Annotated in this window: 15 protein-coding genes; 6 read left to right on the top strand and 9 right to left on the bottom strand. The window is 42.9% G+C overall.

The window, feature by feature from the left end:
• Window positions 1–50: 50 nt before the first annotated feature.
• From E0H88_RS05370 to E0H88_RS05350, 6 genes are all read right to left on the bottom strand, one after another.
• A complete protein-coding gene (locus E0H88_RS05370) occupies window positions 51–383 on the bottom strand; it encodes a four-helix bundle copper-binding protein (protein ID WP_131273377.1) in 333 nt (110 codons plus the stop codon).
• Between the two features lie 166 nt (window positions 384–549).
• Window positions 550–1,788, bottom strand: a complete 1,239-nt coding sequence (gene chrA, locus E0H88_RS05365) for a chromate efflux transporter (protein WP_131273376.1) — start codon at window positions 1,786–1,788, stop codon at window positions 550–552.
• Between the two features lie 481 nt (window positions 1,789–2,269).
• The gene (locus E0H88_RS05360) at window positions 2,270–3,232 is read right to left on the bottom strand and encodes a TauD/TfdA dioxygenase family protein (protein WP_131273375.1); all 963 of its coding nucleotides are present in this window, start codon (window positions 3,230–3,232) and stop codon (window positions 2,270–2,272) included.
• A 190-nt stretch (window positions 3,233–3,422) separates the two neighbouring features.
• The gene (locus E0H88_RS16205; RefSeq protein ID WP_286364007.1) at window positions 3,423–3,557 is read right to left on the bottom strand and encodes a hypothetical protein; all 135 of its coding nucleotides are present in this window, start codon (window positions 3,555–3,557) and stop codon (window positions 3,423–3,425) included.
• Window positions 3,550–4,761: an MFS transporter gene (locus E0H88_RS05355; RefSeq protein WP_131273374.1), complete on the bottom strand. Its 1,212-nt coding sequence runs from the start codon at window positions 4,759–4,761 to the stop codon at window positions 3,550–3,552. Before E0H88_RS05355 ends, E0H88_RS16205 begins: the two co-directional genes overlap by 8 nt.
• 153 nt (window positions 4,762–4,914) lie before the next feature.
• Window positions 4,915–5,997 (bottom strand): OmpW/AlkL family protein, encoded by a 1,083-nt coding sequence (locus E0H88_RS05350; RefSeq protein WP_131273373.1) that lies wholly within the window; start codon window positions 5,995–5,997, stop codon window positions 4,915–4,917.
• Window positions 5,998–6,418: 421 nt separating this feature from the next.
• Between E0H88_RS05350 and E0H88_RS05345 the strand changes: the two genes are divergently transcribed.
• Complete coding sequence (locus E0H88_RS05345; RefSeq protein ID WP_092818580.1) at window positions 6,419–6,598, top strand: hypothetical protein; 180 nt, start codon at window positions 6,419–6,421, stop codon at window positions 6,596–6,598.
• A gap of 77 nt (window positions 6,599–6,675) precedes the next feature.
• On the opposite strand, the gene E0H88_RS05340 is transcribed toward E0H88_RS05345, so the two are convergent.
• Window positions 6,676–8,133 (bottom strand): sensor domain-containing diguanylate cyclase, encoded by a 1,458-nt coding sequence (locus E0H88_RS05340; protein ID WP_131273372.1) that lies wholly within the window; start codon window positions 8,131–8,133, stop codon window positions 6,676–6,678.
• A 184-nt stretch (window positions 8,134–8,317) separates the two neighbouring features.
• A complete protein-coding gene (locus E0H88_RS05335) occupies window positions 8,318–9,106 on the bottom strand; it encodes an A1S_2505 family phage non-structural protein (RefSeq protein WP_092818578.1) in 789 nt (262 codons plus the stop codon).
• 182 nt (window positions 9,107–9,288) lie between these two features.
• Here E0H88_RS05335 and uvrB point away from each other — a divergent pair, with 182 nt between their 5' ends.
• The 5 genes from uvrB to E0H88_RS05310 all read left to right on the top strand — a co-directional run bounded on the left by uvrB (window position 9,289) and on the right by E0H88_RS05310 (window position 15,392).
• On the top strand, window positions 9,289–11,313 hold the full coding sequence (gene uvrB, locus E0H88_RS05330; protein ID WP_092818577.1) for an excinuclease ABC subunit UvrB: 2,025 nt from the start codon (window positions 9,289–9,291) through the stop codon (window positions 11,311–11,313).
• Window positions 11,314–11,430: 117 nt separating this feature from the next.
• A complete protein-coding gene (locus tag E0H88_RS05325; protein ID WP_131273371.1) occupies window positions 11,431–12,018 on the top strand; it encodes a lipocalin family protein in 588 nt (195 codons plus the stop codon).
• Window positions 12,019–12,165: 147 nt separating this feature from the next.
• Complete coding sequence (rarD, locus tag E0H88_RS05320; protein WP_131273370.1) at window positions 12,166–13,095, top strand: EamA family transporter RarD; 930 nt, start codon at window positions 12,166–12,168, stop codon at window positions 13,093–13,095.
• A 269-nt stretch (window positions 13,096–13,364) separates the two neighbouring features.
• Window positions 13,365–14,822, top strand: coding sequence for a glyceraldehyde-3-phosphate dehydrogenase (locus tag E0H88_RS05315; protein ID WP_131273369.1), 1,458 nt, complete (start codon window positions 13,365–13,367; stop codon window positions 14,820–14,822).
• 189 nt (window positions 14,823–15,011) lie between these two features.
• Complete coding sequence (locus tag E0H88_RS05310; RefSeq protein ID WP_092818573.1) at window positions 15,012–15,392, top strand: winged helix-turn-helix transcriptional regulator; 381 nt, start codon at window positions 15,012–15,014, stop codon at window positions 15,390–15,392.
• A gap of 211 nt (window positions 15,393–15,603) precedes the next feature.
• On the opposite strand, the gene E0H88_RS05305 is transcribed toward E0H88_RS05310, so the two are convergent.
• The gene (locus tag E0H88_RS05305; protein WP_131273368.1) at window positions 15,604–16,797 is read right to left on the bottom strand and encodes an MFS transporter; all 1,194 of its coding nucleotides are present in this window, start codon (window positions 16,795–16,797) and stop codon (window positions 15,604–15,606) included.
• Window positions 16,798–16,924 lie beyond the last annotated feature (127 nt).

The raw sequence follows: 16,924 nt of genomic DNA, 5'->3' as shown, positions 1-16,924 counted from the left end.
AAAATAGTGATCAGATGGATTTACTATTTTTTTCTATCAAGCATCTGCATTTAGGTTGCCATTTTACGGCATTCTGCCGCACATTGCTGGCAAGTTTCTGCACATTGCTGGCAATGTTCAGCGTTATGCTTGCTGCATTCTTTGGCGCAGTAATCACACATTTGGGCACAAAGCTGACAGATTTCCTGCATAAAGGCAGAAGACCTTTGTTCGGATCGGGCACATAAGTTGCAGATATCTGCACAGTCCAGACAACGTTTGATGCATTCACGCATCATCTCCAGGTCATTTTCATCCAGACAAGCGGCTGCACAACCGGTACAGGTCAAAGAGCAGGTCATACACATTTGGGCACAATCTGAAAAGCTGGCTATATTATTCATCCTGTTTTCCTGATCGATAGGTTTAAAATTGATATCTAAATAAGCTAATCAGAAATAGAGCAAGAAAATAGAGAGATTGAGTGATTAAAAGTAAACAGTGTCCACTTTAAGTAATCGAATGCGCTAGGTAAAAACTCCCCTTATGTAAATATGAGATCATTGCATATTAGAGGCCGAATGAGAAAAGGTCATAATGATCCAATAGCCACAACAGTCCATAATAACTGAAGAAACTGCTGATTAAGGTCAGCCAGACTGGAACTTTGCTCTTAAGCAATGCAATGACTGCGATAATAAAAACAATATCTAGGCCAGACCGTATATATTTTTCACCCATCTGTACCACCAGGCATAATAACAGGCCCACCACAGCGGCATTAATTCCTGCCAAAGCCTGAAATAAACGCGGAAATTGCATTAAACGCGACCAGTAAGGTAAAGCGCCAAAAATGAGGAAAAAAGAAGGCAAGAAAATCACTGCCGTTGCAAAAGCTGCATTCAGTGCCGCCGATGAACTTAAAGGCAATAAAGCACCCAGATAACTGGCAAAACTGAATAAGGGGCCTGGCATCAACTGGGCAATGGCATAGCCCAGGTCAAAATGTTGCTGGGAGACCAGGCCGGATTCAACAAAGTCCTGCTGTAAAAATGGCAAAATAATATGACCGCCACCAAAGACTAGAGAAGCCGTGCGGTATAAACCGGTAAAACTGTCTAGCCAAATATTGGGAAAGAAATATTGTAGCGGTGGAACCAGCACAAAAGGCAAGGCAAATAAAATCAGCCAGAGATAAGCAAAAGATTTTTTAGCGGTGATGGAGATGCGCGTAACAGGTTTAAGGGTACTTTTTTGCGGAAAATAATGCAGATAAACCAGTCCTGCCAAAGCACCGAACAGAATCACCAACACCTGATTGATACTGATGGGAACCAGATAGACAAATAAGCCCGACACCAGCATGAATACATATTGCCATTGGTCTTTGCAAAAGCTGCGTAACATTTGCCAGAATGCCCACGCCACCACGCTAAATACAATCAGTTGAATCACATGGAAAAAATCGGCAGAAAAATAAGCAGAAAATTGCAGGCCCAGCATTGCCGCAAGGGTCATAAGCAGTGCCGAAGGTAAAGTAAAGCCGAGCCATGCCAGTAGTGCACCCCGATAACCTTTTAGCTGATAACCAATTGCAATGCCCATCTGGCTACTGGTCGGGCCAGGTAAAATTTGTGCCAAGGCCAGGAGATGGCTATATTGCTGCTCATCCAGATAGCCAAGCTGTTGCACAAAACACCGATAAAAAAACACCAGATGCGCTGCCGGACCGCCAAATGCCGTACAGCCTAATTTAAGAAATATTTTAAATAAGCTGAAATTTGACAGCGTAGGAACAGAAGGCAACATAATGATCCAAAATATTTGAGTTTTAGCTTAAGCAAGATTAACAGGCCAGATTTGCCTTGTTATGCGGTTTTTCCGCAATGCATATTTCTAACATGAAAAAGCCCATCCCAAGTAGTTACTTTTGATGGGCTTTTATTTTTTAATTTAACTCGTAAATATTTAAACAAGATGACCATCATTAAAAATAGACTTCTTTCATGATTGTTCACACCCTCTTTATTTTTCTCCCCTAGAGAGAAATAAGGGGAATTTATGAAAGAAGTCTAATCATCCCCGATTTGATGTATCACCCGGGTCGTTACTGATAAGAGAATGGAGCATATCCTAAGAAAAAAGGGGAAATAAAAAAATTGCAGCATCATGACGCATTTTTTATTTTATTTACGATTTTGCGTATTCGTAAATGTAGATGGGGTCATGATGCTGTGGAGTAACTTTATGACACTTTTTTATTGTTATTATTTCAGATTCAGGAATACCCTTAATAAGGTCGACCGCCTGCCAGACTGATGCGTTTCAATAAGCGGCGTTGCTCGCTTGGGAATGATTTGCGTGAATGTAGGGTAACCTGATTATCCCAAAATACAATATCGCCCTGTTGCCATTGATGTTCATAGCGGAATTCAGGTTTTAACAGATGTTCGCGCAATGAAGCAATCAATTCACTGCCAGCCTGATCATCATAATTGACCAGCTCTACTTCGGAATGGGTATTTAACCAAAGCGCTTTACGACCACTCTCAGGATGGGTGCGCACCAGTGGATGGGGATAGGCATGGCCAATAATCGGCTGATCTTTAAAACGGTATAAGGGACTGCTGCCATAACCATTGGTATCATTATCTTTTAGGTATTGGCGGCGGACAAAGGGGTTATAGGTAATCAGTTGTAATTGATCGATCTGCTGTTTGGTTGCTTCATCTAAAGCGTCATAAGCCCGGATGGTATTAAACCAGGAGGTTTGTCCGCCATCCTCAGGTAATTCAATGGCATAAAGCAATGAACCAAAAGATGGTTGTGGCGTCCATTGGTGATCGGCATGCGGATTCAATTCGCCATGCCCGGTGTAATCACCCTGTCCCACAGCATTGGAAACAGGCACGACATCGGGTGGTGTACCGGTATCGGCTTGGGTGGCAAGTACGGGATTATCTGCGCTTGGGCGGAAAATGGAGCCAAAATAGCTGGCAAAGGCCAAATACTGTAAATCGTCCAGATGCTGGTTTTTAAAGATTAAAATCAGATGCTCGGCCAGTGCCTGCTTCAGATGGTAAATGGTTTCACCCGCTTGGGCTTTACGCGCATCCAGCCCAAAAACCACAGCCCCTAAAGCTTCGCCCTCTAAGGGCAAAATCGTAATCTCCTGGGGGTTTTGAAATTGTTCTGGCTGGTGCCAGCGCGGTGCATCATGAATAGCTTGAGAAAGTTGGGTTAATGCGGTCATGTTTGTTGCTCAGATTGTTTTTTCGTTAATGCTCAATCTAAGAAAAAAGGCAGGGGATGAAAAATCAAAAATTATTCTAAGTTTATGAAAAAATGCATAAATTTAACTAATATATTGAAAATACAGCTTTTAATAAAAACTGTATTTTTTAGTATAAAAATAGCTGTTGCTGTGTTTGAAAATCAGCAGTTTAATGTGCACAAAAGGCCTGATTGAAATACTCAAACAGTTGTGGGGTTCGAACCCAAAGCATAATGGCGATGGCCAATAACAGGGCAATCGCTGCAGCAATCAGGATTTTAAGTCCAAGCATAGAATCAGTCATGAACCACATGCTCCTCATTGACAAAGAAATGAACCAGAACACCAAATACACTTAACAGGATAGAAAACATCCAGATCATATTATAGTTGCCGGTCATGTCATGATTGACACCACCCAGCCATCCACCAAAAAATGAACCGACCTGATGGGTAAAAAACACGATGCCACTGAGCATACTTAAGTATTTTATGCCAAACATGTTCGCCACAATGCCATTGGTCAGGGGAACCGTGGATAACCACAATAAGCCCATAATGACGCCAAAGCTGTAAATTGTCCAGGTACTCAAAGGCAGCAATAAAAAGCCAATAATGGCAATACCACGCAGGCCATATAGACCCATCAGCAAATGAGGCTTGGAGTATTTTCCACCCAGCCAGCCTGCAGTATAGGTACCGACAATATTAAATAAACCGACCAGAGCCAAAAATACTGTGCCTGTAGTGGCATAAAAACCGTGATCAATCAGATAGCCAGGTAAATGAATACCAATAAAGACCACCTGAAAACCGCAGACAAAAAAGCCTAAAGACAGGAACCAGAACGGTTTATGGTTTTTGGCAATCACCAGAATTTCTTTGACGCCCAATGCGGGTTTAATGGCAGCCGATATATTCGGATGTACATAAGCCGGAGCTTTTAATGTCCATGCCAATGGAATAATTAAAGCAATTAAAATGGCACTGACCATCAATGCGGCCGACCAGCCGATACTTTGTAACAGCAGCAGAGTAGACGGCAGCATAATAAACTGTCCGAAAGAACCTGCGGCACTGGCAATACCCATCGCCAGACTGCGCTTTTCAGGATGTGCGGCACGTCCCACAGCAGACAGCAGCACGGGAAAAGAGGTCGCAGAAAGTGCCAGACCCAGAATTAAGCCGACACTTAAATTCAGCAGCAAACCACTTGAGCTGACCGCCATCAGCAACAGGCCAAGGCTATAGAGGGCACCACCCACTGCAACCACAACTTTACTGCCGTATTTGTCGGCAAAAGCGCCGGTAACAGGTTGCACTGCGCCCCAAATCAGGTTTTGCATGGCAATGGCCAGACTAAACACATTATGGCCCCAGCCAAATTCATGGCTCATGGGCACCAGATACAGACCAAATGCATGACGGACACCCAAGGACAAAGCCAGAATAATGGCACTTCCAATTAACATGTAAATCAGAGGTTTGGAAAAACGGGTGTCTGACATAATTCATCCATGCTGGGCTGTGTTGCGGCTATGTTATTCGATTATAAAGGACGAGGCGATTAAATTAAATTTCAACAAAAGATAAAATTAAGTTATAGAAAGGTTTATAAAAATGAAAAGACGACATAACGCCGTCTTTTAATGATTGAAAACTTAGAAACGCATACCGATCCCTGCATAAGCAAGTATCGGGTTGACTTCAATATCCGCTTTGGAGGTAATTAATGTTCCTAATTTTTCATCAGATACCGTAATCGTGGTTTCATTTTTAAGATGAGCATAAGATACAGATCCCACAGCAAACCAGCGCTCATTAAAATCATAGGTGAAACCGACAGTCGCAATCGGGGCAATAGCATCGGTTGCTTCGAGATCGACTTTAGGATTGGCTAGACTCGGTTTGCCTTCCAGTGAGGCTCCGGCATTGCCCTGTTTGATATTGGCAATCATATGACCGGCTGCAATCAAGTCCTGTTCTGTATGCGGGTTAATTTCCAATTCATTAAAATAAGCATACATCAGACCTACACCCACATAAGGGCGGAATTTATTGACTCCGGTTTTACCAAAGTGATACTGGAACTCAAAGGCAGGCGTCCAGGCACGTGCTGAAGCCGCGGGTCCATGAGCTTCCAGATCGGTAATAAAAATATCATTTTTCAGGTCAATATTGAGGAACTCTAAAGGCAAGTTGCCAATTTGCGGTGTTGCCACAGCAGAGAAAGGTGCATAAATTTTTCCTTTACCCTGTAAGTCAACTTTGGGCGGAATACCTGCTTTCATCTCAAAGGACACATTATCGGTAAAGAAATAATTGGTCATGATCCCTAGGGTAGTAACATCATCGGCCTCAAGACCCGTACCCGGATTATCCCATTGCTCTAACCCATAAATCTGTGAGCTGCCACTGAGTTCGCTTCCCAGCTGACCTCCGGTAAAAAAGCCTAAACCTCTTAAAACGGTGGCCAGTGCAGCCTGATCGACCTCGGGATTCAGATTGTTGAGTACGGTATCAACCTGAATATCGCCATTCTTGGCCACTTCACCGTTTTTAACAGCCGTATTCACCTGAAAGGGCTGGGCTTTACCTTGAGGCATGACATGTAGTGCTCCCACAGAAACAGAAAAGCGTTTAAAGCCATCGCCATCTTTTAAACTGAAATAGGGGGAATCGGCATAGCTCACAGCAGGTAGGGCAGCAAGAGACGACATCATATAAAGGAATGTTTTTTTCATTCAGGGACTCCATGTCCATTTTGCGATTATTCATTTTTTTTTCGTTCACTTTTCTTATTCTATATTTAGAGAAAAATCACTTTGTTACTAAAAAATATTAATCGGGTAGTATTCATGTAAAAAAATAGCTATTTTGTTTCAATAACATGTGGAAAAATAATTTTATGTAACACGTTATTTTGATTAATAGAAAAAAATTCTTGAGCTTAAAAAGAGCCAAAAATTAATATGATATTTATATTTTTTTAATGCATTTCTGGGGTGAATATAAGGTTCTGACCTGATCAATGAACAGGCCGGTGTGGTTAAAAACCGATCATCTTCAGCAAACTCCAGAGTTTGCAAGCTGAGTAAAAATCCTGTCTCGCACTGAGAGGCATTTTTCCGTACAATATGTCGTAGAAATCCTTGAGTGAATCACATGAGCACCCAAAATACGCCCAAGAAAAAACCCTTGGTTAATTTACCTTTCCCGATTAAAAAGGTCGATGAAAATTCTTCCGATGAAGTCTTTGAAGATTTACGCCCTAAACCGCAGCGCTATGCTGATCGTACCTGGATGCCACCACGTGGTACACGCCGTTCCATGGGCAAGCGTTAAATTCTTCATATAGAAATAAAAAAGCCATGGTCAGACCATGGCTTTTTTATTGCCGTATAACCCGGGGGGTGGAACCTTTAACTCGAGCTGGAAAGCTGGCTTCGTCTATCATTGTTCTGATAGTAATTCTTTTTCTGGTGATACATCTCCAGGTCAGCACGCTTCAGCATATCTTCAATCCGTTCGTGCTCCAAATTTGTCGCATGACCTATAGACAGGCTGATCGGCTGATTGGCGTAAAATTGATTGTCCACCAGCAAAAGTTCATGCAGGCTTTGCAGGCAGTTTTGCAAGGCTGCTTCATCTGCACCCGGTAAAAGGACTACAAACTCGTCTCCGCCAATGCGTGAAGCCGAATAGGGCGTATGCTGGATCAACTGGTTCAGGATGTTGCCTATACGCCGCAAGACGCCGTCACCAGCATCGTGTCCCTGACTGTCATTCAGGGTTTTCAGCCCGTTTAAATCTATAAAAATACATGAGATTGGACGTAATAGATTGCGTTCAAGCCGGTTCAGTTCTGCCACATAAAAAGAACGGTTGCACAGTTTGGTGAGTACATCGTGTTTGCCTAAATATTCAAGATAATGTTCAGCCTTTTTACGCGCGGTAATATCAGTCAGGGCAACCTGTACAATGCTCCAGTCATCCAGATAATCTGGAAATACGGTAAATTGCAGCAGCACATGGCGAATGCTGCCATCAATTGCGTAATTGACCGCTTCACGTTGATGATGCAGATGACCATTCCACAGTTCAATCAATTGTTCCCGAAAAGTCCGAACCATTTCCTCGGCAAAAACGATATGAATATTTTTTAATAAAATATCTTTGCTTGGAGCACCAAACAAATCGAGTGTGGCTTGATTGACATCAATAACTTTAATTTCCTTGATGCATTCAATGACAAATTCATTATGTACATCCAGAAAAGTTGGAAAATCCTCAATGCCTAATTTACGTAATTGATCCAGTTTAATTTTAATACGGCTGAAATCTTCGATCCAAAGCGAGGTCGGAGAATAGGTAAAGCGCGCCTCTGCCATATGGCGGCTTCGTTCTTCCATACGGCAGGCTTCGGTGTAAGGCGTGATGTCTTCAGTGGTAATTAAGACTAAGGATAAATCCTGTTCATGTTGAGGCAATACAAGGCCTTTGAGCTGGATATCCAGGCGCTTTCCAGTCAAGGTATAGTTTACTGCGGGATTGGAAAAACGGGTTTCACCATTCCACAATGCAACAAGTTCGTGAATATGGGTTTTTGTCATGTCTTCCTTAAAGACTGACGCCAGGTTTTGAGATAAATGTTCAAAGTTATTGGCCTGATAAAGCTCAAGGGTCTTAGAATTCACTTTTAATAATTTAATTTTTTTTGCGCATTCAAGAATGCGCGATTCATCTTCTTGCAGGAAACTGAACAGGTCTTGCACGCCCTGATTACGCCAGAGGTCAAATTGTTTTTTGATTTTACTATAGTCCTCCAGCCACATGGCCACGGGAGACAGTTCAAAAAAAGGGGAGTCCAGCATATCCATTCAAGATGCTCGTCATTTTTATGGTCATTTAAGTATGAAGTATATGCTTAAAAAAATTATTTTAAAATCATGTGATAAGCAAAATAATATTTATCTTTAATGAGAGCTGTGTCGCAAAATAAAAAAGTAAGACGAATAAAAAAAGCCAATTCAGGAATTGGCTTTGATTCGCTGAAACTAACAATTAACGCGGTTTTCTGCGGGCTTTATTTTCTGGCTTGGGTGGAGAGATTTCACGTTCACCTTGCCAGACATCCATAAAGTCTTTTTCATTGATATTGTAGAGTTCAAGCAAGGCTAGAATGACTCCGCCAAACATCATGGAACCTTCAGAATGGTTTTGCCAGTCAAAAATCTTGCCGTTTAATACATGCAAAATGTCTGAAATTTCAAAATTTCGGTCCCGGCCATTACTGTCGGTTGGGTACATTTGAGTATTTAAAATAATTCGGGCAGCACTTTTTTCATTTTCTGACAAATCTAAAGTGGTAGTAATATCTTCATCTGGAGAGGAGAAAATAACCTCATCGGTAAATACCGTTCTAAGAAAATGACGGGTCAGTTTGGGTAAGGCTCTTTCTACAAAAGGGCGGAAAGAAATGGGGAAAATCACATTATGGGAAATGCCCTTGAACATTGGCGCAATTTCTTCGGTTTTATAGCCGGCAATCCCGCAACCCACCGAGGTAATGAAATAGGTCATTTTCGGATGGTTTTTGGTATAAATCTTGAAGTCATCAATATAGTGCTGAATTTGCGACAAGGGCATTTGCTGCAAATGCTCGTTCATGGTCGGAATGGCATAACTTTGACCGGCCCAGCCACGACCTACGCCTTGCACTGCACCAAAATGTTGTAGGGCGGTACGCGCAGCCCCACCTGCATGGTTTCCTGCCATGTTGCTGCCAAAAACAAAAACGGTATCTTCCGGTAAATTTTTGACAATACTTTCGTCATGGTAATGGTAAGTCATAGGCTTTATTGTGATCAGGATGCTTTGTTTCATGTTGCTATTGAATGCGCATGCGGTCAAGACAAAAATGTTGGAATTTTCTTGATATAAGTCCCTCAGTAAATATCGGAACATTGATGTTGAATGTTGAGTTTTAACCCTCATATTATTGAAACTGTATTTAAGTATAGAAGCTGAATAATATGTCGGATAGTCATCAACCTTTTGAATTAGTGACCAGCTATCAGCCTGCAGGTGATCAGCCACAAGCCATTGAAAAATTGGTCAAGGGCATTCAAAAAGGCTATCACGACCAGTTGCTGCTTGGAGTAACCGGTTCAGGTAAAACCTATACCATGGCCAATGTGATTTCCCAGTTGCAGCGTCCCACCATTGTGATGGCACATAACAAGACTCTGGCTGCGCAGCTGTATGGCGAATTCAAGTCATTTTTCCCCAATAATGCGGTTGAATATTTTGTCAGCTATTATGACTATTATCAGCCGGAAGCTTATGTGCCATCTTCCGATACCTTCATTGAAAAAGACTCGGCCATTAATGACCATATTGACCAGATGCGTCTTTCAGCGACCCGGGCATTATTAGAACGCCGTGATGCCATTATTGTCGCTTCCGTTTCGGCCATTTATGGTCTGGGTGATCCGAATGCCTATATGAGCATGTTGCTGCATATTGTGCAGGGGGACCGGATCAGCCGTGATGACATTATTCGCCGTCTGGTGGAAATGCAATATACCCGTAACGAGCTGGAATTCTTGCGCGGTACTTACCGTATCCGTGGTGAAATTATTGATATTTTCCCGGCCGAGTCGGATCAGGATGCGATTCGTATCGAGCTGTTTGATGATGAAGTCGATTCCATTCGCTGGTTTGACCCCTTAACCGGAAAAATGGTGCGTAAAGTACCGCGCGTGACCATTTATCCTAAAAGTCATTATGTTACTCCGAAAGATAACTTGCAGCGCGCCATCGGCACCATCCGCGAGGAACTTCAGGAGCGTTTAGGCTTCTTTCGGGCCAATGATAAACTGCTGGAAGCACAGCGCATTGAACAGCGTACTCGCTACGACCTGGAGATGATGCAGCAGTTGGGCTATACCAACGGCATTGAAAACTATTCACGGCATTTATCCGGCCGTCCGGCAGGCGAAGCGCCACCGACATTGTTTGACTATATTCCCGATGATGCCTTGCTGATTATTGATGAATCGCATGTTACGGTGCCGCAGATTGGTGCCATGTATAAAGGCGACCGCTCGCGTAAAGAGAATCTGGTCAATTATGGTTTCCGTTTGCCAAGTGCGCTGGATAACCGTCCCATGCAGTTTGAAGAATGGGAACGGATTATTCCCTCCACGATTTATGTCAGTGCAACGCCAGCAAAATATGAGCTGGAAAAAGCGCAGCAGATTGCCGAGCAGGTAGTTCGTCCAACCGGACTGGTCGATCCTGAAATCGAAATTCGTCCCGTGCTGACCCAGGTGGATGATGTACTGTCGGAAATCAATATCCGTAAGGAACTGGATGAGCGTGTTCTGGTGACGACTTTGACCAAACGGATGGCAGAAGATTTAACTTCGTATTTAAAAGAATATGGAGTCAAGGTGGCTTATCTGCATTCAGATATTGATACCGTGGAGCGAACCAAGATTATCCATGAGCTGCGTAGCGGTGTGCATGATGTGCTGGTCGGGATTAACTTGCTGCGGGAAGGTCTGGATATGCCGGAAGTGTCGCTTGTGGCCATTCTGGATGCCGACAAAGAAGGCTTCCTGCGCTCGGAGCGTTCATTGATCCAAACCATTGGCCGTGCTGCACGTAACGTGAAAGGTAAAGCGATTTTGTATGCCGACCGGATTACGGACTCTATGCAAAAAGCCATTGATGAAACCGAACGCCGCCGTGCCAAACAGATCGAATTTAATGAACTGCATGGCATTACACCGCGCAGCACCAAGCGTCAAAACAGCCAAGATATTGATACCGGTGAAGTGTTGACTGATGACCAGATTGACGAGAAGATTTCGGATCAGGCCCGTGCCTTGAGTGCCGATGAACGCCACATTCTGGCAGACCCTAAATTGCTGGCAAAGCATTTGTCCAAACTGGAAAAAGAGATGCTCAAAGCCTCGAAGGAACTGCAGTTTGAACAGGCAGCGCGACTACGGGATGAGATTGTACGCCTGAAGGCACAGATGCTCAGTTAGTTGGATGATTTTTATTGCAAAATCATTACATAACGCTACAGTATGATTTGGTCGGAGTCGTTATTTTTAAATGCGTAAGCACTTTAAGAATTTAAAAAATTGACTGAAGGTACTTTTATGACAAGCAATAATCTTCCAAAAGCGGGCTATACACTGGCTAAAATTGCCGTGGGTGGAGCGGTGTTGGTGGGTTTGGGCATGGCGACAATGGCATATGCACAAACCAAGCCACTGCAAACGGTGGAAAGGGTTGAGCTGGATAAATATCTGGGTGTCTGGTATGAAGTTGCCCGTAAGCCTTTATATTTTCAAAATAAATGTGATCGCGATGTCACTGCGACCTATACCCTGAACGAGAACGGTAATGTAGTCGTAGATAACCGCTGCTATACCAAAGAGGGTAAACTCACCCAGTCAATTGGAGAGGCATTTATTCAAAATGCACCTTTCAATAGCAAATTAAAAGTCAGTTTCTTGCCTGAAGCGATTCGCTGGTTGCCTTTCGGTCGCGGTGATTATTGGGTACTTAAACTTGATGAAAACTATCAGACTGTATTGGTGGGTGAACCACGCCGCAAATATATGTGGGTATTGTCCCGTAGCCAACAACCCGATCAGGCAGTCGTCAACGAGTATTTAGAATATGCCAAGTCGCTGGGCTATGATCTGGGTGATGTGATTCATACCAAGCAGACGATCAAATAAAATACTCAATATTTTAACAAAAGTTTAAAACCATGCTTAGGCATGGTTTTTTATTTGTTAAGATAGCTCCGGTTTTAAAGTTGAATGATCCAGTATTTTGGATGGGTTCGCACCATCATGAAATGAATAATCTCCCTGAGGTAAAAGATGTATAAAGGCTTGGCTTTGTCAGTATTGGCATCTGTTACTTTTGGGGTACTGTATTTTTATACGCAATTTTTAAAACCTTTGGACAGCGAACAGACTTTTGCCTGGCGCATGCTGGCCACGCTGCCTTTTCTAACCCTGTTTATGTGGTGGTCGGGTGATTTGCAGCATATTTCCCAGATTTTCAAGCGCATTGTTCAACAGCCGGTATTTCTGATCTGGCTGATTTTTAGTTCCCTGCTTTGTACCACACAATTGTGGCTGTTTCTGTGGGGACCCATGAATGGTCGTGGCTTGCAGGTTTCACTGGGTTATTTCCTGTTGCCTTTGGTGATGGTGCTGATCGGTTGTGTACTTTATAAGGAGAAACTGTCGAAATGGCAGTTGGCTGCCGTAATATTGGCCATGCTAGGGGTAGGGCACGAAATCTGGCGCATCGGCAGTATCGCCTGGGAAACCGTTTATGTCGCTTTGGCTTATCCCTTATATTTCTTTTTGCGCCGTGCCTTTAAAACGGATCATTTAGGCGGTTTCTGGTGGGATTTATGCCTCATTTTACCGGTCGCTTTTTACTTGGGCTTTATGCATAGCGATAGTCTGAGTTTAATGGCTCATTTTCCACATTTAATTATAGCCGTGATTGGCCTGGGTTTTTTAAGTGCGTTGGGATTGGGCAGTTATATTCTGGCCAGCCGTTATTTGCCCTTTGTGATTTTCGGATTGCTGAGTTATCTCGAACCCGTGCTTTTGGCCTTTGCTTCTATTGTGCTGGGTGAGCGGGTGGAGACTGGTGAATGGCTGACTTATATTCCCATCTGGATTGCGGTTCTATTGCTGGTCATTGAAGGCACACTTCATATCTTCAAGCAAAAACGTAAACAGCGGGCGCTGAATCAAAATCTGGAAAACTATCAGGATCGTTTGAAATAGACTGCGTTCGGTAAGCTGGGTGAAAACTCAGCTTGTTTGATTAAGCAACATTTAACAAAAAAGTATAGTTTTTGTGTTTAGACAGCTTTCTGATCTTTTAACAGTAAAATCATGAAAATAATTACAACTATTTTATAAATTTATAGTGAATATATCGTAAAAAGCACGTTGAACATTCAGCTTTTGATTCAAAGTTGCCGATAATTCCTTTACAATTGTCGGGTTTTGAAATTTATGCCTAGATATACAATTAATTAGAGGACGTAGCTGTGAGCAAAGACACTATCATCGCCCTACATGCAGAGCACCAAGGTCGCTGGAAAAACCGTGAAGAAATCGCGGAACGTATGATTGCCCTGATTGGTCAATTATATCGTGAAAAAAATATCGTGACTTCTGTATACGGTCGTTCTTTAGTTAACCGTTCAGTAATCCAGATTTTAAAAGCACATCGCCGTACACGTGTGATGGATGTTGAGCTTTCAGTGGTTCACACTTTCCCGATTTTAGAAGCTTTAGCTAAAATTGAAAATATTGGTTCAGCAGAAATTGATCTAGGTAAACTTGCTGTTGAATTCAAGGAAAAAGGCGGCGATGTAGACGCTTTTGTTGCTGATGCAGTGAAATCTTTAGCAGGTAATGCGAAGGCTGTAGAAGGCAAAGATGTTGTTCTTTACGGTTTTGGTCGTATCGGCCGTATCCTGGCTCGTTTAATCATCGGTCAGTCTGGTTTGGGTCGTGGTTTAAATCTTAAAGCAATCGTGGTGCGTAAATCATCTGATGGCGATTTGGAAAAACGTGCTTCATTACTGCGCCGTGACTCTATCCACGGTCCGTTCCAAGGCACAATTTCAGTTGATGAAGAAAACGAAGCCATTATTGCAAACGGTAACTTCATTAAAGTGATCTATGCGTCTAGCCCGTCTGAAGTTGATTACACTGCTTACGGCATTGAAAATGCATTAGTGATTGATAACACTGGTAAATGGCGTGATGCAGAAGGTCTTGCTCAACACCTTCAATGCCCGGGCGCTGCACGTGTAATCTTGACTGCACCTGGTAAAGGTGACATGAAGAACGTTGTATTTGGTGTGAACCAGGCCGACATTCTTGATGAAGATACGATTATCTCTGCAGCAAGCTGTACAACTAACGCAATCACTCCGACACTTAAAGTGTTAGATGACAAATACAAAGTAATCAATGGTCACGTTGAAACAGTTCACTCGTTCACTAACGACCAGAACCTGATCGACAACTACCATAAAGCTGACCGTCGTGGTCGTGCTGCTACTTTGAACATGGTTATTACCGAAACTGGTGCTGCTAAAGCGGTTGCTAAAGCTCTTCCTGCGCTTAAAGGCAAGTTGACTGGTAACTCTGTACGTGTTCCAACACCAAACGTATCTCTTGCAATTCTTAACTTGACTCTTGATAAAGAAGTTGATCGTGAAGAAGTGAACGAATACATTCGTCAAATCTCTATCAACTCTAACCTTCAAGGTCAAATCGGTTATACAAATTCGACTGAAGTTGTATCATCTGACTTTATCGGTTCACGTACTGCAGGTGTATTTGATGCGCAAGCGACAATCACTTCAGGCAACCGTTTAACTTGCTACGTTTGGTACGATAACGAAGTAGGTTATAGCTGCCAGGTATTGCGTATTGCAGAACAGATGGGCGGCGGAAGCTATCCAAAAATTCCTGCTGAAACAAATGCATAATTTGTAAAGCAGAATTAAAAAAGAGTCTCAATTGAGGCTCTTTTTTTATGGTTGTTAATTATTGAAAGGGATATTTGAACGATTCAATATAAACTCATCAACAAACTTGCTGCTGAAATATTATTCTGTTAACTTGCAAAGAGTAAGTACATTAAAATTAGTAAGTAATAAGAATATTGAGAGGACGCTATGACAAATTATGCGATCAGCCCTGTATTGGGTCAGGTCTTATCCACTGAGTGTCCATCACGTGAAATATTGGAACATCTCGCGAATAAATGGTCAGTATTGGTTCTGCGTTGTTTAAGTGATGGGGTGCACCGTTTTAGCGAGCTGAAACAGCGCATTGAAGGGGTGAGTGAAAAAATGCTGTCACAAACGCTGAAAATGCTGGAACAGGATGGTTTTATTCTGCGCACGGTCTATCCGGTGGTGCCACCCAAGGTGGAATATCAATTGACCATTTTAGGTTCGCAAGCTGCAGAAAAAATGAACTATCTGATTGGCTGGATTGAAAAAAATTTGCCTGAGATTTTGCAGAATCAGCAACGTATCAATACGACTCCTTAAGTTGAATGCATGAAAAGCCAGACCTGGAAAGGCGCTTTGCGTAACAAGTCTGTTATTCTGTACGGGTCAAGTTACACGATTCTTGATCAGTAAAAATGACTGCAATATAGCGATCATGGGTCTAGGTTGTTCGAATTAAGTTATTCGAATTAGACTGATAAGGTTTGAATAAATCAGCAATAAACTTTTTAATTTATTCCTTTTTAAAAAATTAAGCCTTCTGCATCCGCTTAAAATCAAAACGGTCAATCAGCAAAATTCCAATTGAAAAGCCCAAGCCAAGCGCGACACAGCCCATCCATCCCAAGTGTTCCCATGCATATACTGCACCCAGCGAACCCAAAGCTGCACCCGAAAAATAGATGGTCATATAGACTGCATTAATCCGGGAACGTGCTTTCAGGTCAATCCGGTAAACCAGATTTTGGTTCAGTACATGAAAGGCGGTAAGGCCAAAATAACTCATCAAAACCCCAAGCGCGTAAACCCAGATATTCTGCTGGGCAAAGAACAGGGGAATGCATGAAAACAGCATCAGGAAAATACACAGTTTTGCGACCAGGTTTTCCTTGCCTTGCCCCACGGTTTTTCCCGACCAGCTAGATGAATAAATCCCGATAACGCCGAGCAAGCCAAACAGGCCTATTTCAAAATCACTAAAGTCGTAAGGTGCATTGCCGAGAACAAAGGTCATCGAGGTAAAGACCATCGACAAGATGCCAAAGCCCAAGGCACCGGCACAGGCTCTACGGATTAAATGCGGATTGTTTCGGGCAAGAACAAACAGTGAACGGTAAATACTGCTGATGGTTAAGCCGGTTTGAGGCTCTGTATTGGGCAGTTTTTTCCACATCACTATTGCGAACATCAGGGTGATGATGCCACTGGATAAATACACACCTTCCCAGGACCAGTAAGTCGAGACAAAACCGGCGAAAGTCCGTGACAGGATAATCCCCATTACCAAACCGCTCATGAGTTTTCCGACCGTTGCAGCACTCGATTCGGGTGGACTGATTGTTGAAGCAAAGGGAATCAGAACCTGGGCTGAAATTGCCCCAAAGGTGGCACACAGGGTGAAAAGATATAAGGTGCTGAGAGTCGTGCTGAATGACAGCAGAATTTGCGAGAGGGCTGCAAATACCATCAGGCTGACCACAAGCTTGCGTTTATTCAGGAAATCGCCTAAAGGCACCAACAGCATCAAGCCAAGCACATAGCCAATTTGGGCAAGCACGACGGTTAGGCCAGCCTGACTGGTGCTAATTCTCAAACTCTTTTCAATCGAATAAATCAGCGGCTGATTAAAATAAGCCGAACCTGCACATAAACCGCAGGCGATTGCCATAAGCAATACAAATTGTGATGACAATGGGCGGATAGTTTCAGGTTTTGGCAAAGACATGATCAGGACTCAAACAACGCTGCATGCACTATAAGGAGAGTTGTTCAGATTCTGAAATAAGTAAAATCAATCATGTGATCATTAATTTATATTAAGGGTCGGAAAAGAATGGCTTTGTAAAAAGATC

Source organism: Acinetobacter sp. ANC 4216 (genome assembly GCF_004331195.1).
Taxonomy (GTDB): domain Bacteria; phylum Pseudomonadota; class Gammaproteobacteria; order Pseudomonadales; family Moraxellaceae; genus Acinetobacter; species Acinetobacter kookii.
This window is presented reverse-complemented; position numbering and strand designations above follow the sequence as displayed.